Genomic DNA, 22,745 nt, shown 5'->3' on the forward strand with positions numbered 1-22,745 from the left:
GAAAGGCGGAGTGACGTCTGTTTCTTTCGTCCGGGAAATAAACCCGCCCGTGCCAGGACGGCACGGGCCGGTGATCAGGCGCCGCGCCAGCGTCTGAAGATCAGTGAGGTGTTGATGCCCCCAAAGGCAAAGTTGTTGCTCTGAATGTAGTCGGTATCAATCTCACGAGGCGCGCCCATGATGTAATCCAGCTGCCCGGCGTCAGCGGCAGGCTGCGTCAGGTTCAGCGTCGGCGCAAACCACCCTTCCCGCATCATCTCAATGCTCATCCAGGCTTCCAGCGCGCCACAGGCCCCCAGCGTATGGCCGAAATAGGATTTCAGCGATGAGACGGGTGTCGTGTCGCCATAGACCGCCGCCGTGGCGAGACTTTCGGCCATGTCGCCCCGCTCAGTGGCGGTTCCGTGCGCATTCACATACCCGATTTCAGCGGCGGTAATCCCGGCGCTTTGCAACGCCCGCTCGATACAGATCTGCATGGTTTCCCGCTGCGGCTGGGTGATGTGCGCCGCGTCGCAGTTGGTATGAAAGCCGGTAAGTTCCGCGTAAATGGTTGCGCCACGCGCCTGCGCATGTTCCAGCGACTCCAGAATGAGCGTTCCGGCGCCTTCACCAATCACCAGGCCATCACGCTGCTGGTCAAAAGGTGCCGGCGTGGTGTGGGGCGCATCGTTGCGCTGACTGGTGGCAAACAGGGTGTCGAACACCGCTGCTTCTGACGGGCAGAGCTCCTCTGCCCCGCCAGCAACCATCACCGTCTGATAGCCGTGACGAATCGCCTCCCAGGCGTAGCCAATCGCCTGGCTGCCGGAGGTGCAGGCGCTGGACGTCGGGATCACCCGGCCGCGCAGGCCGAAAAAGAGTCCGGCATTGACGGCGGTGGTGTGTGGCATCATCTGAACATAGGTGGTGCCGGTAATATTGTTGGTGTGCTTTTCCGTCAGCATGGTGGCGAACTCGCTGACCGGCCCGGTGCTGCCGGTCGACGAGCCGTAGGCGATACCGGTTTCGCCGCTGGTCAGCACCGGATGGTCAATCAGGCCCGCCTGGGTCAGCGCCAGCTCGGTAGCGCGCGTGGCCAGCAGCGACACGCGACCCATCGCGCGGATGCGCTTGCGGGTGTAATGCGCCGGCAGCGCAAAGTCATCAATCGGTGCACCCAGCAGCGTATGCAGCCCGTCATAGACCTGCCACTCCGGCATAAAGCGCACGGCATTACGCCCCGCCCGGATCCGCGCCGAGACTTCAGCCCAGGACTCCCCGAAGGCGGTGACGCCGCCCATGCCCGTCACGACGACACGATGGATCACAGCATGCCTCCATTGATCGAAATGACCTGACGCGTCACGTAGCCCGCGATATCGGACATCAGATAGCTCGCCAGCCCGGCGACCTCTTCAGCCGCCCCCATGCGCTTCATCGGCACGATCTTCATCGCCTCATCGATGACCTGCGGGGCCAGCCCCTCCATCCCGGTGTCGATCAGACCCGGTGCAATGCAGTTAACGGTGATTTTACGCTTAGCCAGTTCAATCGCCAGCGCTTTGGTGGCACCGATAATGCCCGCTTTCGCCGCGCTGTAGTTGACCTGACCGCGGTTGCCCATCATCCCCGACACCGAGGAGAGCGTGATGATACGCCCCCCGCGTCGCAGCGCGATCATCGGCATCACGCAGGGCTGGATCACGTTATAAAAACTGTCGAGGTTAGTGTGGATCACGCTGTCCCACTCCTCATCCGTCAGCGCCGGGAAAGCGGCATCTCGGGTGATGCCCGCGTTGCTGACCACACCGTAGTAGGCACCATGCTGCTCAATGTCAGCTTCCAGCGCGGCGCGGGTGGCGGCGCGATCGGCCACATCAAATCCCAGAACGCGACCGCTGCCGCCTGCGGCGACGATCGCCTCAAGGCACTGCTCAGCGCCAGCCCGATCGCGGTTGAAATGGACGATAACCTGAAAGCCATCCTGGGCGAGACGCAGCGCAATTGCGCGGCCGATGCCTTTACTGGCACCCGTCACCAATACCGAATCTGTCATGGTTGATTTCCTTGTGACATTAATTGCTGTAACTCTGCTTCATTGGGTTGATAAGTATTCAGACGACCGCTGGCCAGCAGCTGCGAGCCGTGGCGAATGTCGCCCTCAAAACTGCCCATGCGGTCGTCGCGCATCAGCAGCGTCATTCTGATATCCAGCGTGGCGCGGGCGGGAAAATGGGGCTGATGCGCCCGCCAGCCGCGTCCGCCGAGCAGCATACCGGGGGGGATCAGGGTGGCACCGCCCTGCTTTGCATGCCAGCCTGACCAGACGCCCACGGTCTGCGCCATCATCTCAACGCCAAACCAGGCGGGCAGTTCGCCCTGCGGCGTCAGAAAGGGCGTCAGGACGCCACCGGTGCAGGTCGAGACCTGACAGTGAACCTGATCATCGTCAACGCTAATCAGCTGATCGAGCAGCAGCATGGGTGCGGCGTGAGGCAGCCAGTGCGCGGCGGGAGAATTAAATGTCATCGGGGCGTCCTAGTATCAGACAGGTGTTATTGCCGCCAAAGGCGAATGAATTTGAGGCGATGATCGGCCGCTCCAGCGCCTGCGGCTGTAACAGCAGGCCACAATCCGGCAGCGTCTCATCCTGTGCCGCCGCCCGGAAATCCTGGGCAGGCAGGGGCAGATTCTCCTGCAGGATCAGGGCGCTGAGCGCCGCTTCGCAGATACCTGCCGCGCCGAGCGTATGGCCGGTCAGGTGCTTGGTCGAGCTGCACGGCACACGGTTACCAAACAGACGCGCGATGACACCGGCTTCCATCTGGTCGTTGAGCGGCGTCGCCGTGCCATGCAGATTGATGTAGCCGACCTGCTGCGGCGACAGCGCCGCCTGATGCAGCGCCATACGCATCGCCCGTTCAGCGCCTTCGCCCTGCGGATGCGGCGCGGACATGTGCCAGGCGTCAGACGATTCGCCTGCGCCCAGCAGCGCCAGCGGCTGCGGTTCACGCGTCAGCAGCATCAGCGCCGCCCCTTCACCGATAGAGATGCCGTCACGATCGCGGCTGAAAGGCGCGCAGCGACGTTCAGAGAGCGAGGCCAGGCTGTCGAATCCGTTAATCGGCATCCGGCTCAGCGAGTCCGCCCCGCCCACCAGCGCCACATCCACCAGACCGGCTGCGATGAGTCGCTCACCGCTGATCACGGCGCGGGCGCTGGAGGAGCAGGCGGTCGAAATGGTATAGGCCGGGCCATTCAGTTGCAGGTAGTGCGCCAGAAATCGGGAAGGATCGCCCAGCTCCTGCATCTGATAGTGATAGTCAGGCTGAGGCGCACCAATCTGGCGATCGCCCTCATCCACACCCGAGGTACTGGTGCCGAGCACGATCGCGACCCGGTCAGCCCCATAGCGCGCCACGGCCGCGTCGAGTGCCGGGCGGATCTGCGCCAGCGCCGCCAGCAGCAGCTGATTATTGCGGGTGTTGTGCGCGCGTAAGGCAGCCGGAACCGGCGGCAGCTCGCCCACAACTTTGCCAAGCCAGCAGCTGCGCTCACCGCTCAGCCAGCCGTCACAGCGCTGCATGCCGGGCGCGATGCCCTGTTGCAGATGGGTGGCAATTTCCCGGTTGTTGTTGCCCAGCGCATTCAGCATGCCGAAGGCGGAGAGGTAAATCATGAAGCGTCCAGATGTTGAATGCGGATCTGATAGCCAAACGCATGCTGGCGGATGCTGATCGGCTGGCGCAGAGAGCCGCGTTGCAGGTAATCAATTTCAGTCACCAGCTGGTTATCGGCATCGAACAGCTGGCGCTTTAGCCCCCGGTCCTCCAGCCGCCAGCCGGACGGCAGCTGTTTCAGCCACACTTCCCGCGGCCAGTAGCTGAGCATGATGTCAGCCAGCACCTGGCTGGCTGGCGGCATCTGCGGCAGCGGCATCAGCTGCTGGGTGTGAATGCCACCGGCATCATAGCGCAGGCTGAACAGGCGAATGCCGACCGAGGAGAGTCCGGCCAGATCGATCTGCTGCTCATCGGCGCTGAGCAGCACCAGCAGCGACTGACTCTGACCTTTGACCTGTCCGGTCAGTAATTGCTGCTGCTGAAAAGCGGGATGAATACCCGGCGGCGGCAGCGTAACCTTTACGCCCGGTTTCAGCCAGGCGGTGGGACGGCTGCTGTCAGGTGCCGGTCCGGCGCAGGCGCTGAGCAGCAGCGCCGTCAGCAGAAGAGAGGCGGCGCGGATCATCGTTTACTCCTTGATCGGGTGGGTCGCATCGCCAGCGGCGACAGCAGGAAAGCGCTGAAAATGCCGCTGCATAAAACAGTGCCAAAACTGGCAATCGCGCTGGTGCTGCTGAAGACCAGCATGCCCAGCGTCAGTAACGTCGTGATCATCGCCAGCGACACCGCCAGCAACGACGTCAGGGGCGTCCCCTGCGGATTGCTGAAAAAGAGCGTGTAGTTAATGCCGATGCCCAGCACCAGAATCAGCGCCAGCAGCGCAAAGAGATTCAGTGACGCGCCGATCCAGCCCAGCGTGGCCAGCGCCACCGCCAGCGACAGCGCCGACGGCAGCGCGCTGCGTAAGCCCGCGCGCAGGCCCAGACGCAGCACAAACGTCAGCATGATGAACAGCAGCGCCAGCGCCAGCAGGCCGGTCAGCAGGGTGCGCCAGAAACTGAACAGCCTGTCGTAACCCGCCTTGCGGTCAATCCAGCTGACGCCAGTATGCTGCGCCGCGAGCGCCGCTAGGGCGGCGCTGTTTCTGACGCCGCTGGTGGGGATCAGTACGCCGCTGCGGCCATCCGGCAGCGTCAGCCACAGCAGTCGCCACCCCTCACTCAGCGGACTGGCCAGCCACGCCGCGGGCGTCACCGGCATCGGGGAGAGATCGGGCGCAGCCAGGGCAATTCCCGCCTGCTGCAGGCGGCTCGTCACGGTGGGCACGGCCTGTTGCAACAGCTGGCGATCCTGCTGCTGCTGCGCCAGCGATCGCAGCGGCAGCAGACGATAGCCCTGCAGCCAGCCCTGCTGCTCTGCCCTGTAAAGATCCGGTGCCAGTTTTTCCAGCCGCTGCAGAGTCTGCTGCGCGTCATCGCCCCAGACCACAAACCAGGTCTGATCGGCTCGCTGCCCCGTCAGGGCAGCCAGCTGGCGATCCTGTGCCAGCAGCGAGGCCGGCGCACTCTGCAGATGGGCGATATCATCATCCACATTCAGCCGGGCGATACCGGTGGCGGCGAACATCGCCAGCGCCAGCGGTAAACCGACGCGCAGCCCGCGCTGCCGTCGCCAGGCGGCGAGCCAGCGAGCCAGCGGCACCATCAGCGGCACCGGACGCACCGGCAGACCGCGCACCAGCCATGGATAGATCAGAATCACCGTCAGGCACGAGGCCGTTAAGCCGCTGGCGGCAAACACCGCCAGCTGACGCAGTCCGGGAAACGGAGCCAGCAGCATCAGCAGCCAGGCGATCGCCGTGGTGCCCAGCGCCAGCAGCAGCGTGCCGCGCACTTTACGCAGACTCTCCCACGGCGTCTGCTGATCGCCGTGAACCATCCGCTCGGTGAGATAATAGAGGGTGTAGTCGGCAGAGATGCCGACAATGCTCAGGCTCATCACCAGCGTCATCAGATGCAGTTCCCCGAAGCAGAGCAGCGTCACCACCGTGCCGGTCATGGCTCCCACCGCTACGGAGGTCACCGCGAGCAGCAGTGGTCGCAGTGAGCGGAAGACCAGCAGCACCAGCAGGATGACGCCCCCCAGCGTCACGCTGCCCAGCGTTCTGACATCATGCTGCGCCCGCTGGCTGGCGTTGTCGCTGAACTGTACCGTGCCGCGCGTCAGCAGTTTCGCCTGCGGCCAGCGGGCTTTCAGCTGCTGCTCCAGCGCGCTGAGCCGTGTCACCAGCGCATGACTTTGCTGCATACTGAAAGCGTTATTCGCCAGTTCAGCGTGCAGGAAATACCACTGCCGTCCCTGCGCATCGCGCACCGTCAGCCAGCCGTTGTGCAGCGTCAGACGTCCGGCATTCTGCGCCAGCGCCAGCTGCGCCCCCCGCACCAGCATCAGCGGATCGCCCTGCAGCTCTTTGCTGCTGACACCCGAAAATGCCGAGAAGAGCTGCGCCAGCAGCCACTCCGCCTGCGCCCCGCCGCCGTTCTGCAAGCGGCTGCGCGTCGCCTCGTCGATCAGGCCATTACGGTGTTGCCAGGCAAACCGGCCCCACGCCTCCTGCTGCCCGGCATCAAGGTCGCCCTGCACCTGCCTGAGGTCAGGCAGCGCGCGCAGCTGCGCCTGCCACCAGGCCGCGATGCCGGGATCGTCCTCTTCACCGGGTGAAACCAGCCACACCAGCTGGCGATCCAGCCGCTGCATAAAGGCCTGCTGCAGCGCGGGCGGCGCAGCCCCCAGATTCTGCTGCGGCAGCAGTGCCAGCACGCTGCTGTTGAGCTGGCTGCGCGGCAGCAGAAAAGAGAGCGCCGCCGCCAGCAGCAGGCAAATGGCGAGCCAGAGGATGGCAAGCCGTCGATCGTTACGGCCCGGCAAAACGCGCCTGCTCCTCGTCGCTCAGCTGCGGCGGTTCAGTACGGGTATTGCTGAGCTGAATCAGCGTTTTATCACCCTGCTTATCGTCCAGCCGGATGCTGTCCAGAAACGCATTGCCCGCCAGCGAGATACGGTTAAAGATTCTGTTAAGCGGCGCCGCTTTCGGGGTCAGCTCCAGCGCCCAGGCACCGTTGCCGCGATCGCTGAAGGCCACCGTGAAGTTCTGATTCAGCACCTTCTGATCGGCCTGGAACAGCGCCCGCAGCAGATGGTTGAACTGGAACATCTGCGGGTTACTGTCGGCAGTGATAACCTGCGGCTTCTGCCCGCTCAGGCTCTGCACCATGCGCTTATCATCCAGCAGCAGCGTCATCACAAAGGGGGTCTGCTGATGCCACCACAGTCCCTGCTGACGCGCGATCAGCATCTGCCCGTGCGACACCAGCGGCTGACGCATCCCGGCAATGGTGCGCGTCTGGGTAAAGTCTGCCCGGATCACCGGCTGGCTGGCAAAACGCTGCTGCAGCTGATCCAGCGTGACCGCGCTGGCGGCACTGGCCCACAGCAGCAGGCCGGTTAGCATGATTTTCAGCATCCTTTCACTCCTAAACGTTCCAGTAAGATATCGGGTGAAACAAAGCACATGGCCTGACTCTCCTGCTCCACCGCCACCTGCAGGGTGTGTGCCTTAGTGGTAATCTGACCGGCGGCGTTTCGCACCTCATAGTCGATGCGCAGGCGGTTCTCAAACTCCGTGATCCGGGCGCTGACGCGAATCGTCTCTTCACAGCGCAGCGGATGACGGTATTTGACCCGGGTGTCGACCACCGGCCAGACGTAGCCGCTGGCCGCCATTTCGGCATAGCTGTAGTTGATGCTGCGCAGAAGGGCTTCGCGCGCGACTTCAAAGAAGCGGAAGTAGTTGCCGTGCCAGACCACCCCCATGGGATCGCAGTCGTGAAACGAGACGGTCAGGACGACGTCAGCCTGATGTTCAGTCATGGTCAGACTCCTTGTGGTGCGCCTGCGGATCAGGCAGCGTCCAGAAATCGAAAAAGTTAAACCAGTCGAGCGGTGCCAGCAGCGCGTAATGGGCCAGCCGCGCCGCATAGCGATCCACCGCCTCCTGCAGCGCCTGCTGACGTTGCGCACGCGGCAACAGCAGCGGATCGGCAAAGCGCTCACAGTGAATGCGCAGTTTACCCTGTTGCTGCAGGGCAAACATCAGCAGCACCGGACAGCGCAGCGCGGCCGCCAGCACAAAGGGCCCCTGCGGAAAGGGGGCGGGACGGCCGAGAAAGTCGCTCCAGATCACCCGTCGCTCGCCGCCACGCTGCGGATTGACCGCTGTGCGATCCCCGACGATCGCGACCCACTCGCCCGCATCCAGTTTCTGTTGCAGCAGGATCGCCGTCTCCGGCCCGATGTCGCTGACCGGCATCAGATTCACCCCGGCCTGCGGAGCAATGGTCTCCAGCACCGCGCGGAAACGGCGGGCGTTGTCGGTAAAGACCAGCGCGTTAATCACCAGACCGCTGACCTGCTGCGCCATGGCGCGGCAGGCTTCGATATCCCCCAGGTGGGAGGCCAGAATCAGCTTCCCCTGCGGTGCGGGCGTGCGGATCACCGCTTCCGCACCCGGGGCAAAATCGATATCACGCCCCCAGCGCAGATCGCCACGCCAGCTGGCCACTTTATCCAGCATCGCGCCGCCAAACCGCAGGAAATGGCGATAGCTGTTAAGCCGGGCCGGCAGCGCAATCTGCCGCTGCTGCGCGGCGTGGCTGACCTGCGCCAGCCACTGCCGGGAGGCGCTGCGCGCACGCTGGCCACTCAGCCAGTAAACCGCCACCACCGGCCAGAGCAGCAGGGTAAAAGGCAGGCGTCCACCGTAGCGATAGACGGCCAGCATAAAGCGCAATCCCCACTGCCCGCGCCGTTCCGTTTCCACAGACCAGTGAGTCTGCGGCCTGCGCATCGCCAGCAGGCGGGGGATGCGCGGCAGCATGCCGAAAAAGAGCCGGGTGTGCATCCAGGAGATGCGCAGGTTGTCATAGAGGGCATCGAAGTGCGACAGCCCGCTGACCGGATAGGTGACGCGGGTCGGGATAAAGCGACTGCGGGTGCCCTGCCAGTAGAGCCGCACCATGATTTCAGTGTCGAAATCCATGCGCTGTCCGACAGGCCGGCGGTCGCACAGTGCCAGCGTGGCGGCCAGCGGATAGACGCGGAAGCCGCACATGCTGTCGCGGATCGACAGCGACAGCGTCTCAATCCAGACCCAGAAATGGGTAATATAGCGGCCATACAGGCGCGATTTGGGGATGGAGTCATCGTAGAGCGGCTGACCGGAGATCAGCGCATCGGGATAACGCGCCGCTTCCGCCAGCATTAACGGCAGATCTTCCGCCTGATGCTGACCGTCCGCGTCGAGCTGAACCGCGTGGGTGAAACCGCGCGCCGCAGCAGCCCGCAGGCCGTGGATCACCGCCGCCCCTTTGCCCTGATTGGTGTCGAGCCGCAGCAGGCTGAGCTGCGGGGCGTGCAGCGTCGCCAGCTGCAGCTGGGTCGCCGCATCGCTGCCATCATCCACCACGATGATCGGCAGGTTAAAGGGTGCCAGCCGCGCCAGCACCGACGCCATCATCGCGCCGTGGTTGTAGCAGGGGATCACGACGCAGGGTGAGAACGCAGTCGTTAACACAGCGCGATCTTCCCGCTGCTGGCACTCTGCTCGCCCGCTTCACTCAGCAGGCTGTAGCGAAAACTCAGGCGCGATTTTTCGGCGTGCCACTCAAGGTGCAGCTGCAGCAGCGCGCCGGGGGGCACCGGCTGCTGAAATTTAATGTTATCGATGGCCGCAAACTGCCTGCCGGGAGCAAGCAGCAGCAGACCATAGTGCATCACCCAATCCAGCTGTGCCACGCCGGGCAGAATGGGCAGGGTCGGGAAGTGACCCTGAAACCAGAACAGTTCCGGCTCAACCTCTAACGTCAGCGTGACGCTGTTCGGCTGTAACGTTCGGCTGCGTTCAATCGGCAACATGAAAAAGTTCCTCTATTTGCGGCCAGGCGCGTTTGCTCTGGGAGGTGACCGGAATGGTGGCCACAACCCGCCAGTAGCGTGGCATGGCCAGCGGCTCCAGCCAGCGTTGCAGCTGCTGTTTCCACTGCTGACGGCGCTGATGCAGCGCCGCCTCATCCAGCGGTCGGGTGGGCGAAAGCACGACGCCTATCGCCTGCCGTTCATGGCGGGTCACCACCAGCGCCACGGCATCCTCTATCTCCGGCAGATCCCGCAGACGGCGCTCAATCTCACTGAGAGAGATGCGCTTGTCCGCGATTTTGACAATGCGGTCATGGCGGCCTGCCAGCTGAAAACCGCCGTCCGGCTGTTTGTGCAGGCGATCGTCCAGCGGGATGCCGTCCGCTGCGGCAATCAGCGGCGACCAGACCTGCCAGCGATCGGGCCTCACCTCCTCCAGCCGGACGCCGGGGAAACAGCGCCACGCCTCCCCGGGCCGCGCCCACTGACGCCAGGCCAGGGTGCCGGTTTCGGTGCTGCCATAGATCTCACTGACCCGACAGCCAAAGCGCTGCCAGACCTGCTCAGCATCCGATGCGCGCAGCGCGCCACCGGCGGAGACAATCAGTTCACAGGCGGGCGTCTGCAGCGACCTGTCCAGCCGCGACAAAAAAGCGGGACTGCTGATAAAGGCATAGCGCCAGTGACGCGGAAGCTGAGCCAGCTGTTCGCCATAAAACAGCGGCTGGGCGGCGAACGGGCGCGCCAGCGTCATCGGCAGAAAGATCCGGAACGATAAACCGTACAGGTGCTGATGGCTGACCGAAGCAATCACCCGGCACGCCCGGAGCTGTTCACCCCACAGGGCGCAGAGCCAGCGGCTCTCCTGCTCCATCACCGCCAGGGACTTTACCACCTGACGTGGCGTGCCGGTTGAACCCGATGTGAACAGCACCAGCTCAGCCCTCTCCGGCAGCGGCGGCAGCGCGCCCTGCGCTTCGGCCTCATCCCACGCCAGCCGTGGCAGGCTGACCGCCAGCGGCATGTCGCACAGCACGCCATCCAGCCGATCCTGCATCTCATCGAGCAGTGCGGCGCGGGCATGACCCGGCATCACCGGCGTTTTACCGGCATACCAGCTCGCCAGCAGCGCCACGCAGAAGCGGTAGCTGTCGTCAAAACAGAGCGCCCAGTGTGTGCCCGCCTCTGCCGCTAAGCGCTGGCTGAGCGCCAGCACCTGACGGCGCATGGTGCTGAGCATCAGCGTCTGATCGCCCCGCCAGGCGACTTCCCGGTCGGCGCCTGTCAGCCAGTCGGCCACCCTCATGCTTTGCGCCTCACGCGCTGACGGACGCACCACTCCGCGCCCATCAGCGCGGCGATAAGCAGATAGCTGATCGCGCCGTTCCACAATGTCCAGAGTCGCAGATTCCCCAGCAGGCAGGTTAAGAGCGCCATGCTGCCATTGCCGATAAAGAACAGGCACCAGATTTGGGTGACGCGGCGGGTATAGCGCACCGCAGCAGGCGGAAGCACGGGCTCACGCAGTCGGGCGATACGTTCCACCAGCGGCATCGCGCTCCAGAGCGAGGCGCCAAACAGCAGCAGCATCGCCAGATTGACCGCCACCGGATACCACAGCAGCAGATGCTGCGAGCGGAGCAGCTGGCTGCTGATACAGAGCAGCGCGCCGAGCAGGGCCAGCCAGCCCATCACAGCCCCCATGGCCGTATGCTGACGACGCAGCTGGAGCCAGCGCAGCCCAAACAGCAGCGCCAGCAGCCAGAAAAGTCCCTGCCAGCGCGGCTGGGTGAGCGCCAGCCAGACCAGCAACGGCCAGGCCAGCAGCGTCAGCAGATTGAGCAGGCGAAGAGTGGCAGCAGGCACGGCGGGATCAGGCGTCTTCGCGCATCAGTTGTTCGACCGCATCGACCACGTCCTGCACGGTTCGCACCGCGCGGAAGGTTTCCGGTTTGATTTTACGACCGGTGCGTTTCTGCAGGTGAACCACCATATCGACGGCATCGATGCTGTCGAGTTCGAGATCTTCATACAGGCGGGCCTCAGGATGGATATCCTCCGGCGCAATTTCAAACAGGCTGGTCAGCAGGGCCGACACTTCCTGATAAATCTCTTCTTTATTCATCATAAAATGGTCTCCGCGTTCAGCTGCGCTGTTGGTTGACGAACGCTGCCAGCGTCGCAACAGAGAAGAAGTGGGCACGCAGGGTTTCACTCTCCGCAGAGAGCGTTACGCCGTAGCGATTTTTCACCGCCAGGCCAAGCTCCAGCGCGTCAATTGAGTCCAGGCCGAGGCCGTCGCCAAACAGCGCATCTTCGGTCTCAATATCCTCGGGGCTGAGATCTTCAAGGTTCAGCGTGTCGATAATCATCTGTTTGATATCGTTGATTAATACATCCATACCGGTTTTCGTCTTACCTGTTCTGGGGGACCAGCGCCTGTTGTAAATGGCGGGTCAGGCGACGCGCGGCCAGCGGCTGCGCATCGGGATTACTTTCACAAAACGACTGAATGTCGATTCGCGGTTGTACACGCACAGTAAACAGCGGTTTAACTGGCGGAATCTGATACCAGCGGCTCTGCTTATCGAGCATGCGCTGGCTGCAGGTGATGTGGACGACGCGCAGATCGCAGCCGGCGCGCACGGCGATATTGGCGGCGCCCCGCTGCAGGGAGAGCGGCTGACCGTAGCGGGTGCGGGTGCCTTCCGGAAAGATCAGAATATTGTCGCCGCGCGCCAGGCGCTGCTGACTGTCGGGCAGCAGCGTCTCCGCTTCACTGTTGATCAGATAGTCGGCTGCGCGGATCACCCCACGCATAAAAGGATTCTTCTGCAGATCGGCCTTCACCAGACAATCCATCTCCGGCAGCACCGAGGCGATCATCACGTAATCGATCAGCGAGGGATGGTTGGCCACGATGAGGCAGCCGCGATCCTGCTGCAGCAGCTCAGCGCCTTCGATGCGGTAGTCGTAGACCCCGGTCAGCCGGCAGAACCGCAGAAAGCAGCGGAAGCTGAACGCGATAGCGCGTCGGGCCAGCAGACGGCGGCGCAGGGAATCACGCTGAACCAGCAGCAGCAGATTGAAGCCCACCAGCGACAGCAGCAGTCCACCCAGGCCAAACAGCGTGAAACTCAGCGCGGTCATCACCAGACGCCAGCAGTAGTTCAGGCGGCTGCCCGCGCAGAGTGCCGGTTGTGAACAGTCAGCCATGTTCTCTCTCCCAGTGCCATGTCAGGCGTTCACCCGGCAGGCTGAACGCGGGCGACGCCGCCAGCCACTGCTGCAGAAAACGCAGGCTCTGCGGCCACAGCGGCGCGTGGGTCTGCGCCGGTTCAGGGCGACCGCTGCAGCGCAATGCCTCGCCTTTACCCAACAGCAGCGCCACCGCATAAGGCACATTCATGCCCTGCTCCGGCAGCCAGTGTTGATAATAATCGGGCACGCAGCCGTCGAAATCGACCAGCAGCACCTGCTGATAACCCGCCTGATGCAGGGCGCTGACTTCAATCAATCCCTGCTGGAAAGAGTCGATGCCGGCGGCGATGGAGGTGGAAACCAGTGGCGCTTTGGCCGCAATAGTCAGGCTGCCCACCGCCGAGTTGTGAACCGACATGGCAAAATCAGTGGGTGACATCATCTGCTGATCGGCCAGCGTGGTGAGGATGCGCAGATTACGCTCCAGTTCGCCGTGACGGCTGGTGAAGACGATCGCGTCCACCCGCTGCCGGGCCAGCAGTGCCAGCCCGCACTCAACCGCCGCACGACTGCCGCCGCTCAGACGACGCGCGGTCATCATCGGTAAAAACTGCGGTTTCGCCATCTCTCCTGCGGGATCGATAGCGGTGCCCTGTCGCGCCCAGTCCTGCCAGGCCTCGTGCCCCTGTAATCCTGGAGCCAGGGCCTGCCAGTCGAGCAGTGAGTAAGCGAGTCTCATCTCAACATTCTTTCGTCAAACGTGTGGTGTCAGCAATTATCAGGACGTTACGCCTGCCCGGTGCAGAAAAGTGCATCGCTGAACGCCTCTGCCGATCGCGCCACGGGCGTTCACGGTAGAGGTTTATGCTGAGGTTCAGCAATAGCAGCTCATCTGATTTGTCGGCCGGGTGGAGCCAATCTTTATACTCAGGTCCTCTGACGGGACGTTATTGCGACGGAAGACGCCTTATTGCGCCGCCAGCGCCGACAGGCGCAACTGAATGTCCTGATCCAGATTGGCGATCCAGCGGTTGTAGTTACTGTGGATCTGCCCCTGCCCTGCTTTCAGGTTTTCACTGCTGACATAGTCGATGCGGTAGTTCTGGCTGGTGTAGGTGATGCGAATGGTCGCCGCGAAACCACGCTGGGCCAGGCGGCCAGTGATCACGCCTGGCGATACGGGGGTCATCACCCATTTACGGCCAATGCCGGCTTCAATGATCGCCGTTTTCATCTGGTTATCGCTGTAGCGCTGCGTCAGGCTCTGATTCACATTGTGAATCGGTGCGGTGCGGGCACAACCGGTCAATAACGCAGCAACCACGGCCAGCGTGAAAATCGTCTTCTTATTCATCAGGAATCCCTTCTTTTATGATATTTATCAGTAATATAAACGGATAATTCGCCGTGCGCAGCCTGCGCTTTTCGTGCGCTTTTCCGTCTGGCTGGTGTAAAACCCGCGCATGATACCATCGAATGTAAAGACAGGTAAGCAGAAGTATGCATCGCTTTATAGCGGATATTCGGGGGATTGCGGCGGAGGAAACAGGCTCTCCTGCTGTCGTCAGGGGGCCGATCCGCGCCGTAAAACTCTGGCGACGGCTGGATCGGCCTGGACGATTATGGCGTTGCGGCGGGCGTCCAGCCTCCCCCCAGCGCACGATAGAGATCGATCTGCGCCAGCAGGAGGTTATTTTTGACGGTAACCCGATTAAGCTGGGTGGAAAACAGGGTGCGCTGCGCATCCAGCTCATCCAGATAAGAGGCATAACCGTTCTGATAGCGGTTGCGGGCAATGCGCAGCGCCTCGGTCACGTAGGCCTCCTGCTTTTGCAGCTCCTGAAGCTGGGCCTCTCGCTGCCTGATGGCGTCAACCGCATCGTTGACTTCCGAGAAGGCGTTGCGCACCACTTTTTCATAGCTGTAAAGCGCCTGGTTCCGCGTGGCCATTGAGACATCGACCTGCGCCGTCAGCGCTTCACGGTTCAGCAGAGGCGCCAGAATGCTGCCGCCCACGCTCCAGAGCCGGAACGGATTATCCGCTAACTGATGCAGCACCGAACTCTGCAGGGTGCCGCTGGCGGTGAGGTTAAGCGACGGCAGCAGCTTCGCCTGTGACGACGCCAGGCTGGCATCGGCCGCCAGCAGCTGACGCTGCGCCTGCACGATGTCGGGACGGCGGTTGAGTAGCGCAGAAGGCAGCAGCGACGGCATCTGCTGCGGCAGAATCTGGTCAAACTGCTGACGCCGGGCAAGGGTACGCGGGTTCATTCCCACCAGAATGCTCAGCGCATTCTCCTGCTGGGCGATCTGATGCTGCAGCTGCGGAATCTGCGCTTTGGCCGACTGATATTCTGAGGCCGCCTGCATCCACTCCAGCCGGGAGGTGTAGCCGGTTTCAAACTGACGCCGGGCCAGCTTCAGCGAATTATTGCGGGTGGCGAGCGTCGCCTCGGTGACCCGCAGCTGCTCATCCAGCGCACACAGGTTGAGGTAACCCGACGCGACCGAGCTGGCGATGGTCAGCTCAGCGGCAGACGCCGCCGCCTGCTGCGCCGCTAAGGTCGCCTGCGCCGCCGTGATGCTGCTGCTGCGCGCGCCCCACAGATCAACCTCGTAGCTGCCCTGTAACACACCCTGAAACACATCGGTCTCATAAGGCTGTCCCGTTACTGACGAGAGCGTGCGTTCACGGGTTGCGGCCACACCGGCGCTGACGGTGGGAAAGTTATCACCCTGCGTGGCGCGCAGCTGGGCGCGATACTGATCGACCCGGGATCGCGCCGTAAGAATATCGGGATTGTTGCGCAGCGCCTGGCTGACCAGCCGGTTGAGATACTCATCATGAAAGGCACGCCACCACTCTGCCTCCGGCGCGGCGCCGGGGCCGACACTCTCCCGCCAGGCCGCCGGGATCGGCAGCGAGGCCGGTGCCTTTTCAACCTGTGTGGCGCAGCCTGACAGCAGCAGTGACAGGGCAGCGATCGCTACGCGGCCCCTCATGGCGCAGCCTCACCGGCGGGCCGGGCGGCCGTATCGATGCTGACCTCCACGGACATGCCGGGACGCAGCTGTGCCATATCCTGCTCCTTCAGGCGGATGCGAACCGGAATGCGCTGTGCGATTTTGACAAAGTTGCCGGTGGCGTTGTCGGGTGAAATGGCACTGAACTCTGAGCCTGCAGCCGGGGAGATAAACTCCACCTCGCCGCTAAAGCGCTTGCCGTCCAGCGCATCGACCCGAATCGTCACCGGCAGGCCGGGACGAATATGGGCCAGCTGGGTCTCTTTCAGATTGGCGATAATCCATTTGTGATTGGGCACCACCGACGTCAGGCGGGTTCCGGCAGTGACATAGGCGCCGGTGCGGACCGACAGCTGACCGAGCTGGCCGTCATCCGGTGCGGTAATCCGGGTATTCGCCAGGTCGATCTCCGCCAGTTCCAGAGCGGCACGCGCGCTGGCGACATCCCCCTCCAGCGCATCACGGTTTACAATGACCGTTTGCAGATTCTGCTGTGCCACGGCAATCTGTGCCGCCGCCTGACGCACCTGCGCCTGCGCCTGGGCGCTGGCGGCACGGGCGGCATCACGCTCACGTACCGAGAGCGATCCATCCGCCGCAAGGTTCTCAACCCGCTTCAGATCGAAGCCGCTTTTTAGCGCCTGGGCTTTGGCATTCTCCAGTGCCGCTTTGTTGCTCTGAATCGTCGCTTCTGCGCTGCGACGCTGCTGCAGGTTATTGTTCAGCGCCGCCTGCTTCATCGCCAGCTGCGCCTGCGCCTGGTGCACCCGCTGACGATAGATCCGATCGTCAATCGTCATCAGTAACTGCCCTTTTTTCACCGGCTGCAGATCGATCACCTCCACCGAGGTGAGATAGCCACTGACCTGCGGGCTGATAAAGGTCACCTGACCGCGCACATAGGCATTTTCGGTGCTCTGCACCGCGCTGGTAAAGGGCCAGAGTTGCCAGGCGTAGAGAATAACCAGCACGCCCAGCACCACAATGCCGCTACCCACGGCGACAGAAAGAATACGGCGGCGATTAACACGTTCGCGTTCTGCAGCTTGAAGCTCATCCTGCTGACTCATTGTTTCTCCCTTAAATCCTGTAATGCGGCCAGCTGTTGCTGCTCACGCAGGTTAAATCGCGCCTGACGCCACTCCAGATAACGGCGACGGGTTAAACGCCAGATTACCCACATCAGCGTTGCCAGCGCCAGCGCGGCGGTGAGCAGATAGGTGTCGTTATAGGCGAGCACGTTCGCCTGCAGTGTGGCGACCGTCTGAAGCTGGCTGGTGCTCTGCGCACCGCGCAGCACGCTGTCACCCACCAGCGGGTTAAACAGCGCATTATACTGGCTGAGCCGCTCGGTGACATTGGGATCGAGCAGGGAAAGCTGATCGCCCAGCAGGCTGGAGTGATATTTTTCCCGCCAGACCTGAAAGGTGCCCAGAATGGCAGAACCGATCAGACCGCCGAGGTTCTGGCTCATGCCAAACAGCACCACAAAACTGACCAGATTCTTCGGCTGGGTCACGACGCTGCCAATCCCCATCAGCATGGCGGGCGCCATAAAAAAAGCGCTGCTGAAACCCAGCAGGAACTGGCTGAAATACATTTCGGGACCCCGGGTCACCGGGCTGGATTGCGAATCCATCAGTGACGCGATAATCATCACCACCAGCGAGGCGACAATCGGCCAGTTCAGATGATTGGGTTTAATGGTCAGCGCGCTGGCAGCAATGCCGACAATGACCCCGGCGATAATAGCCAGCGCCAGACCACGCATCTGATCGTTCTGCAGGCCAAGCTGCTGTAAGAAGCCGACCGCGCCGGTGTTCTGTTCGGCCAGGACGATACGGATCATGATCATCACGATGCCCAGCCGCACCATGTTGCCGCTGCTGAGCCAGCGGGTATTGATCAGCGGATTGCGCCGGTTATGTTCGATCACCATCGCCGCGACAATCAGCGTCAGCGCTATCGCGGTACAGATACCGAGCCAGGGCGTGGTGAACCACCACTCAATCCGCCCCAACGACAGCACGCCGCACAGCAGCGCCATGCCAGGTGCCAGCAGAATGAAAGTAACGAAATCCATTTTCTCAAAAGTTTTGATGCGGTCACCCGGTGGCAGTTTCACCATCAGCACCCCGCCCAGCGCAATCATCGCCAGACCGAGTTCAAACAGATAGAGACCGCGCCACTCGTTGAGCTGCAGCAGTTCAGAGGAGAAGAGTCGGGCCAGCGGAATGGCGAGCTGCGACACCGTCAGGCCGATAACCAGCGCTTTCAGGCGATGTTTTGCGGGCCAGGCCTGCACCTGATAGTAGATGCCGAGTGAGCTGAGGGCGGCCGCCACCATGCCGTGCGCGGTGCGCACAATAATTGCGGAACTGAGGTCGTTGGCAAACAGATGAAAGAACGCCACCAGCACATAGAGCACCAGAAACGCCTCGGTAAAGACCCGCAGTCCAAACTGCTGGCGGAACTTCACCAGCAGCAGGTTGATCGAGATATTGCCCATCACATAGACCGCAGGCAGCCAGGCAATTTCATTCGACCAGGCACCAAAGGTGCCCTGCAGATTGACCAGATTTGCTGTGACCAGCGCGTTACTCAGCGCACCGGTCAGGGAAATCAGCAGACCGATCAGGCCAAACGCCAGGCGTTTGGGCATCGGGTGCAGCGGGGTCGAGGGCGAGCCCGGCAGCATGGGTTTTTCGTGCGGTAACCACTCGCGTGCAGCGTAGGGATTTCGCTTTGCCACTGCTACATACTTCCCATACGACTCAGCAGTTGTTGCAGCACACGTTCGGTGACGGCCAGATCCTGCGGGTCGATGTCAGCCAGCATCTCCGTGCGCAGCGCATCGGCCTCGGTTTTCACGCGGGCAAACGCCTCGTTGCCTTTTTCGGTCAGCACCAGATGGCGCTTGCGGCGATCTTCCGGCGGCTGCACCCGCGTCAGCAGCGACTGTTTGACCAGCCGATCCACCAGCGGAACCATGCTGGCATCTTCCAGCCCCAGCAATTGCGCCAGTTCGGTTTGCGTCATGCGTTCCGGTTCGCTGGCGATGAGGCCAATAGCCATCCAGCTGCTCATACTTAAGCCGCTGTCTCTGAGATGACGATCTACCGCCAGGCGCCAGGCATGTGCGGTCAGGTGCAGTAAATGGGTGAAGGTACGGGTATGCTGAGACAAATGTTAGCAGCCTAATGGTTAGGATTCTGATTAAATAGAAAGGTTATTATACGCAAAGCAAAACGGGATTGAAAAGCGCCAGTTCTGTTAAAAACTAGTGGATCGCGGCAGAATGTCCAGAGTCCGCTATCGGGAGCCCGATAATATGAAACAGCCAGCAGCAAACTGGGTGGATCTCCGCCGTGACGCCATCAGCGGTATTGAGGCGCTGCGCGCTCATTTTACCGGTCACGCCTATGATCCGCACTGGCATGACAGCTATCTGATCGGTGTGACTGAGCAGGGAGTACAGCAGTTTCACTCGCGGCGCAGACAGCACCGGAGCCGACCCGGCACGGTGTTTATGCTGGAACCGGAAGAGCTGCATGATGGGGATGCCATCAACGAACAGGGTTTCACCTACCGTATGCTCTACCTTTCTCCACAGCAGATTGCACAGCACCTCAACCCGGCCGGGCGTGACGCGCCGCCCTCCCCCGCATTACAGTTTGCTGCAACGCTGCGCGACGATCGGTCGCTGGCCTATGCCGTCTGGCATGCCTTCGAGGCGCTTTGGCACAACCATCCCGCCCTGATCAAAGAGGCGGTGCTGGATCGGTTATTCGCTCAGCTTACGCCGCACCAGCAGATCTTCCTGCCCGATCGCCACCCGGATAAAGATACGGTGCTGGCATTACAGGCGCGTGACTGGCTGATCGCCCATCATGCGGAAAATCCCGGCCTGGCGCAGATGGCACAGCAGCTGCAGGTGGACCGCTTCCGGTTATCACGCCTGTTTCAGGCGCACTGGGGCCTGCCGCCTCACGCCTGGCTGGTGCAGTGGCGGCTGAGCCAGGCGCGCCGGCAGCTGGCGCAGGGCCAGCCGGTTGCGGACGTGGCCGCCGCGCTGGGTTTTGCCGATCAGAGCCATCTGGGGCGCTGGTTTAAACGCGCCTGCCAGCTCACGCCGTCACGCTATCAGCACGCCTGCACAAATCTTCCAGACCCGAACTGACACCGTTGCCACAATGCGTTTTTTGAGTGAGGAGAAACGCAATGCAGGACTTACGATGTGTGATGATACTGAATGCCGCGCTGCCAGCCGGTAAAGCCACCAACGCCGCTGCCGTGCTGGCATTAACGCTGGGGCAGCGCCATCCGGAGCTGGTTGGTGATGCGCTGGAAGATGCGGAGCGCCATCCCTCCCCCGGTCTGATCAGCACCGGTATTCCCGTGCTGGCGGCCACCGATGAGCAGCTTCGGGCACTCCTGCTGCAGGCCGAAGAGGCCGGATACGATCGGGTGCTGTTTCCCGAAGAGGGACAGACCACCACCGATTATCAGGCGCTCAGCATCGCCCTGCGCCAGCAATCGCGGCGGCAGTGGCGGCTGCTGGGTCTCGCCATCGTCGGTGATAAAAAAGCGCTGCGTAAGCTGACGGCAAAGCTGGCGTTATTTGCCTGATCACCCTGCGGGGTGCCTGACTGTTTTTATCTGTCCGGTCGAATCTGCGGGTTGTATAGGTTCTCTGTACAGTTTTTTTCTCGGAATAATCCTTATAAGCTGCTGAAAAGCGGCAAATAGCACATTTTGCAAAAGGATTCGATTGTACAGATTGGCTTTCATTGTATAACTTTACTGCCACGAGTTGTCATGCGACTCTGTAACGAATGATGCACTTGCGTCGCCTCTGAAGGTGTCAGTGGATTTCCACCTTCAGAGGTTATTTTTTATCTGCGTTATGCTAACGCTGGCACCATCGCATCTGTCCATGCGATGGCTTTTTTGATCGATTTTGTCCTGACATCCGAACCGGAATCGGGCTGTTATGAAGGGCTTACACATGCAAAATACACTTCCCCGGACTGACCAGGAAATTGCCGACTATTTCAATCCTGCAGCGAATAAACCCGCCAGCGAAATGGAAATGCTGGGTGTGCTGATCGCAGAAATCCTGCAATCGGGTATGCCTGTCAGTAATAAGGCCATTATTTCAAAGCTGATCCACCGACTGGAACTGGAAAGCGACAGGGATTCGCTGGATATCTACCGTCAGCTGCTTGACCTGGTGGTCCATAAAACCCCGGATGACTTTTAACTGTAGTCGCGATTCCAGGGAGGGAATCCACCGCCTTTTTCTGGTATCTTCGTCGATCCCCCGGTAATATCTGCCTCTCACTGTTTATCCCATTCTTTCCGCCTTTCGCGCGGGAGCAAAATAACTAAAGAGCCTGCAATCCTTTATGACCCAGACTAATGATGTTACCGCAACTGACGTTGTGGCGGGCGATATCAGCACGGGGCGCGTACTGCGTTCGCCTGCGCTGCTGACCCGCGAATGCCTGGCCGGTGTGATTACCGCGCTGGCCCTGATCCCCGAAGTGATCTCCTTTTCCGTGATTGCCGGTGTCGACCCGAAAGTCAGCCTGGTGGCTTCGGTGGTACTCTGCCTGACCCTGTCTATTCTGGGCGGTCGCCCGGCCATGGTCACGGCTGCCGCCGGTTCCGTGGCGCTGGTCATCGGGCCGATGGTGCATCTGCATGGCGTGGAATATATTCTGCCCGCCGTTGTGCTGGGCGGCATCATCCAGATTCTGTTTGGCCTGGCCGGTCTGGCGCGCATGATGCGTTACATTCCCCGCTCGGTAATGCTGGGGTTCGTGAATGCGCTTGGGGTCCTGATTTTCTTTGCGCAGGTGCCGCACGTCTGGGGTCAGTCACCCCTGGTGTGGATCTTCTTTGCCGTCACCCTGGCTATTGTGCTGCTGCTGCCGCGCCTGATAAAAAGTGTGCCCTCTCCGCTGGTCGCCATTGTGGTGGTGACGGCGGTGGCACTGCTGATGGGCTATCGCATGCCGAACGTGGGTGACGAGGGGCCGATGAGCCCTGGCCTGCCCGGGTTGAATACGCTGCTGGTGCCCCTGAACCTGCAGACGCTGCAGATTATCTGGCCCACGGCACTGAGTATCGCGTTTGTCGGGCTGATGGAGTCGCTACTGACCGCCAAACTGGTCGATGATCTGACGGATACCCCCTCCAGTAAGCGCCGTGAATCCTGGGGCCTGGGCGTGGCGAATATCCTGGCGGGCTTCTATGGCGGTATTGCGGGCTGTGCGATGATCGGTCAGACCATCGTCAACGTGGAACTGGGTCGGGCACGCAGCCGGGTCTCTACCGTCGCGGCCGGCCTGGTGCTGCTGTTACTGGTGACCGGACTGAGCCAGATTATGGCGCAGATCCCGATGGTGGTTCTGGCGGGCATCATGATGGTCGTCGCGGTGAAAACCGTTAACTGGCACAGCCTGCAGCCCGCCACCCTGAAGCGTATGCCGTGGTCAGAAACGCTGATTATGGTGCTGACGGTGGCGGTCACGGTCTGGACGGGCAATCTGGCGCTGGGTGTGCTTGCGGGGGTGATCCTTGCCATGCTGCTCTTTGCCCGCCGCATTGCGCATGTTATCCATGCAGAGCGTCAGCTGAGCGATGATGGTCAGTCGGTGCGCTATGTCGTGCGCGGCCCGCTCTTCTTCGCCAGCAGCAACGACCTGTTTGAGCATTTCGATTACGCTCACGATCCCAAAAAGGTCACGATCGATTTAACCCACGCGCAGATCTGGGATGCGTCCAGCGTCGCAGCGCTGGATGGTATTGAGTATCGCTATCAAAGATATGGTGCCGAAGTGACGATTGAGGGGCTGGATTCACGCAGTACCGACTTCCATCAGCGTCTGACCGGTAACTTCGGTTAACATGCGTGGTTCTGCTGCCTCTGCGGCA

At 61.7% G+C, this 22,745-nt stretch carries 25 protein-coding genes; 4 read left to right on the forward strand and 21 right to left on the reverse strand.

Going from position 1 to position 22,745, the window contains the following annotated elements:
- Positions 1-74 precede the first annotated feature (74 nt).
- The 21 genes from FJW00_RS12800 to FJW00_RS12900 all read right to left on the reverse strand — a co-directional run bounded on the left by FJW00_RS12800 (position 75) and on the right by FJW00_RS12900 (position 18,989).
- Positions 75-1,310: a beta-ketoacyl-ACP synthase gene (locus tag FJW00_RS12800; protein WP_181405379.1), complete on the reverse strand. Its 1,236-nt coding sequence runs from the start codon at positions 1,308-1,310 to the stop codon at positions 75-77.
- Positions 1,307-2,038: a 3-ketoacyl-ACP reductase FabG2 gene (locus tag FJW00_RS12805; protein ID WP_111208049.1), complete on the reverse strand. Its 732-nt coding sequence runs from the start codon at positions 2,036-2,038 to the stop codon at positions 1,307-1,309. The genes FJW00_RS12800 and FJW00_RS12805 overlap by 4 nt, the downstream gene beginning before the upstream one ends.
- Complete coding sequence (locus tag FJW00_RS12810) at positions 2,035-2,511, reverse strand: hotdog family protein (protein WP_009090925.1); 477 nt, start codon at positions 2,509-2,511, stop codon at positions 2,035-2,037. Before FJW00_RS12810 ends, FJW00_RS12805 begins: the two co-directional genes overlap by 4 nt.
- Positions 2,501-3,661 (reverse strand): beta-ketoacyl-[acyl-carrier-protein] synthase family protein, encoded by a 1,161-nt coding sequence (locus tag FJW00_RS12815; protein ID WP_140924347.1) that lies wholly within the window; start codon positions 3,659-3,661, stop codon positions 2,501-2,503. The genes FJW00_RS12810 and FJW00_RS12815 overlap by 11 nt, the downstream gene beginning before the upstream one ends.
- Positions 3,658-4,230, reverse strand: a complete 573-nt coding sequence (locus tag FJW00_RS12820) for a DUF3261 domain-containing protein (RefSeq protein ID WP_140924349.1) — start codon at positions 4,228-4,230, stop codon at positions 3,658-3,660. Before FJW00_RS12820 ends, FJW00_RS12815 begins: the two co-directional genes overlap by 4 nt.
- Positions 4,227-6,533, reverse strand: a complete 2,307-nt coding sequence (locus tag FJW00_RS12825) for an MMPL family transporter (RefSeq protein WP_140924351.1) — start codon at positions 6,531-6,533, stop codon at positions 4,227-4,229. Before FJW00_RS12825 ends, FJW00_RS12820 begins: the two co-directional genes overlap by 4 nt.
- Positions 6,520-7,128 (reverse strand): LolA family protein, encoded by a 609-nt coding sequence (locus FJW00_RS12830; protein WP_058957989.1) that lies wholly within the window; start codon positions 7,126-7,128, stop codon positions 6,520-6,522. Before FJW00_RS12830 ends, FJW00_RS12825 begins: the two co-directional genes overlap by 14 nt.
- Positions 7,122-7,535, reverse strand: coding sequence for an acyl-CoA thioesterase (locus FJW00_RS12835; RefSeq protein ID WP_009090934.1), 414 nt, complete (start codon positions 7,533-7,535; stop codon positions 7,122-7,124). Before FJW00_RS12835 ends, FJW00_RS12830 begins: the two co-directional genes overlap by 7 nt.
- A complete protein-coding gene (locus FJW00_RS12840; protein ID WP_058957990.1) occupies positions 7,528-9,237 on the reverse strand; it encodes a glycosyltransferase family 2 protein in 1,710 nt (569 codons plus the stop codon). The genes FJW00_RS12835 and FJW00_RS12840 overlap by 8 nt, the downstream gene beginning before the upstream one ends.
- Entirely contained in the window at positions 9,231-9,578 is a 348-nt protein-coding gene (locus tag FJW00_RS12845) for a 3-hydroxyacyl-ACP dehydratase FabZ family protein (RefSeq protein ID WP_140924354.1), read from the reverse strand. The genes FJW00_RS12840 and FJW00_RS12845 overlap by 7 nt, the downstream gene beginning before the upstream one ends.
- Entirely contained in the window at positions 9,565-10,884 is a 1,320-nt protein-coding gene (locus FJW00_RS12850) for an AMP-binding protein (RefSeq protein WP_140924356.1), read from the reverse strand. Before FJW00_RS12850 ends, FJW00_RS12845 begins: the two co-directional genes overlap by 14 nt.
- Complete coding sequence (locus FJW00_RS12855; protein WP_140924358.1) at positions 10,881-11,444, reverse strand: COG4648 family protein; 564 nt, start codon at positions 11,442-11,444, stop codon at positions 10,881-10,883. Before FJW00_RS12855 ends, FJW00_RS12850 begins: the two co-directional genes overlap by 4 nt.
- A gap of 7 nt (positions 11,445-11,451) precedes the next feature.
- Positions 11,452-11,706: an acyl carrier protein gene (locus FJW00_RS12860; protein WP_009090944.1), complete on the reverse strand. Its 255-nt coding sequence runs from the start codon at positions 11,704-11,706 to the stop codon at positions 11,452-11,454.
- Between the two features lie 16 nt (positions 11,707-11,722).
- The gene (locus FJW00_RS12865; protein WP_009090946.1) at positions 11,723-11,980 is read right to left on the reverse strand and encodes a phosphopantetheine-binding protein; all 258 of its coding nucleotides are present in this window, start codon (positions 11,978-11,980) and stop codon (positions 11,723-11,725) included.
- A gap of 13 nt (positions 11,981-11,993) precedes the next feature.
- A complete protein-coding gene (locus FJW00_RS12870; protein WP_140924361.1) occupies positions 11,994-12,794 on the reverse strand; it encodes a lysophospholipid acyltransferase family protein in 801 nt (266 codons plus the stop codon).
- The gene (locus FJW00_RS12875) at positions 12,787-13,518 is read right to left on the reverse strand and encodes a beta-ketoacyl synthase chain length factor (RefSeq protein WP_046101573.1); all 732 of its coding nucleotides are present in this window, start codon (positions 13,516-13,518) and stop codon (positions 12,787-12,789) included. Before FJW00_RS12875 ends, FJW00_RS12870 begins: the two co-directional genes overlap by 8 nt.
- A gap of 228 nt (positions 13,519-13,746) precedes the next feature.
- Positions 13,747-14,133 carry a hypothetical protein gene (locus tag FJW00_RS12880; protein WP_009090952.1) on the reverse strand — a complete coding sequence of 129 codons (387 nt, stop codon included), beginning with the start codon at positions 14,131-14,133 and terminating at the stop codon, positions 13,747-13,749.
- A gap of 266 nt (positions 14,134-14,399) precedes the next feature.
- Positions 14,400-15,782 (reverse strand): efflux transporter outer membrane subunit, encoded by a 1,383-nt coding sequence (locus FJW00_RS12885; protein WP_111208057.1) that lies wholly within the window; start codon positions 15,780-15,782, stop codon positions 14,400-14,402.
- A complete protein-coding gene (locus tag FJW00_RS12890; RefSeq protein ID WP_140924363.1) occupies positions 15,779-16,873 on the reverse strand; it encodes an HlyD family secretion protein in 1,095 nt (364 codons plus the stop codon). Before FJW00_RS12890 ends, FJW00_RS12885 begins: the two co-directional genes overlap by 4 nt.
- On the reverse strand, positions 16,870-18,555 hold the full coding sequence (locus FJW00_RS12895) for an MFS transporter (protein WP_140924365.1): 1,686 nt from the start codon (positions 18,553-18,555) through the stop codon (positions 16,870-16,872). Before FJW00_RS12895 ends, FJW00_RS12890 begins: the two co-directional genes overlap by 4 nt.
- A gap of 2 nt (positions 18,556-18,557) precedes the next feature.
- Entirely contained in the window at positions 18,558-18,989 is a 432-nt protein-coding gene (locus tag FJW00_RS12900) for a MarR family winged helix-turn-helix transcriptional regulator (RefSeq protein WP_009090959.1), read from the reverse strand.
- Positions 18,990-19,134: 145 nt separating this feature from the next.
- Between FJW00_RS12900 and FJW00_RS12905 the strand changes: the two genes are divergently transcribed.
- From FJW00_RS12905 to FJW00_RS12920, 4 genes are all read left to right on the forward strand, one after another.
- Positions 19,135-19,983, forward strand: a complete 849-nt coding sequence (locus FJW00_RS12905) for a helix-turn-helix transcriptional regulator (protein WP_009090961.1) — start codon at positions 19,135-19,137, stop codon at positions 19,981-19,983.
- 41 nt (positions 19,984-20,024) lie between these two features.
- The gene (locus FJW00_RS12910; protein WP_009090963.1) at positions 20,025-20,432 is read left to right on the forward strand and encodes a DUF2000 domain-containing protein; all 408 of its coding nucleotides are present in this window, start codon (positions 20,025-20,027) and stop codon (positions 20,430-20,432) included.
- 379 nt (positions 20,433-20,811) lie between these two features.
- Positions 20,812-21,066 carry a biofilm/acid-resistance regulator YmgB/AriR gene (locus FJW00_RS12915; RefSeq protein ID WP_033736573.1) on the forward strand — a complete coding sequence of 85 codons (255 nt, stop codon included), beginning with the start codon at positions 20,812-20,814 and terminating at the stop codon, positions 21,064-21,066.
- Positions 21,067-21,211: 145 nt separating this feature from the next.
- Positions 21,212-22,717: a SulP family inorganic anion transporter gene (locus FJW00_RS12920; protein WP_140924367.1), complete on the forward strand. Its 1,506-nt coding sequence runs from the start codon at positions 21,212-21,214 to the stop codon at positions 22,715-22,717.
- Positions 22,718-22,745: the final 28 nt, after the last annotated feature.

Source organism: Pantoea anthophila (assembly GCF_006494375.1).
GTDB lineage: Bacteria > Pseudomonadota > Gammaproteobacteria > Enterobacterales > Enterobacteriaceae > Pantoea > Pantoea anthophila.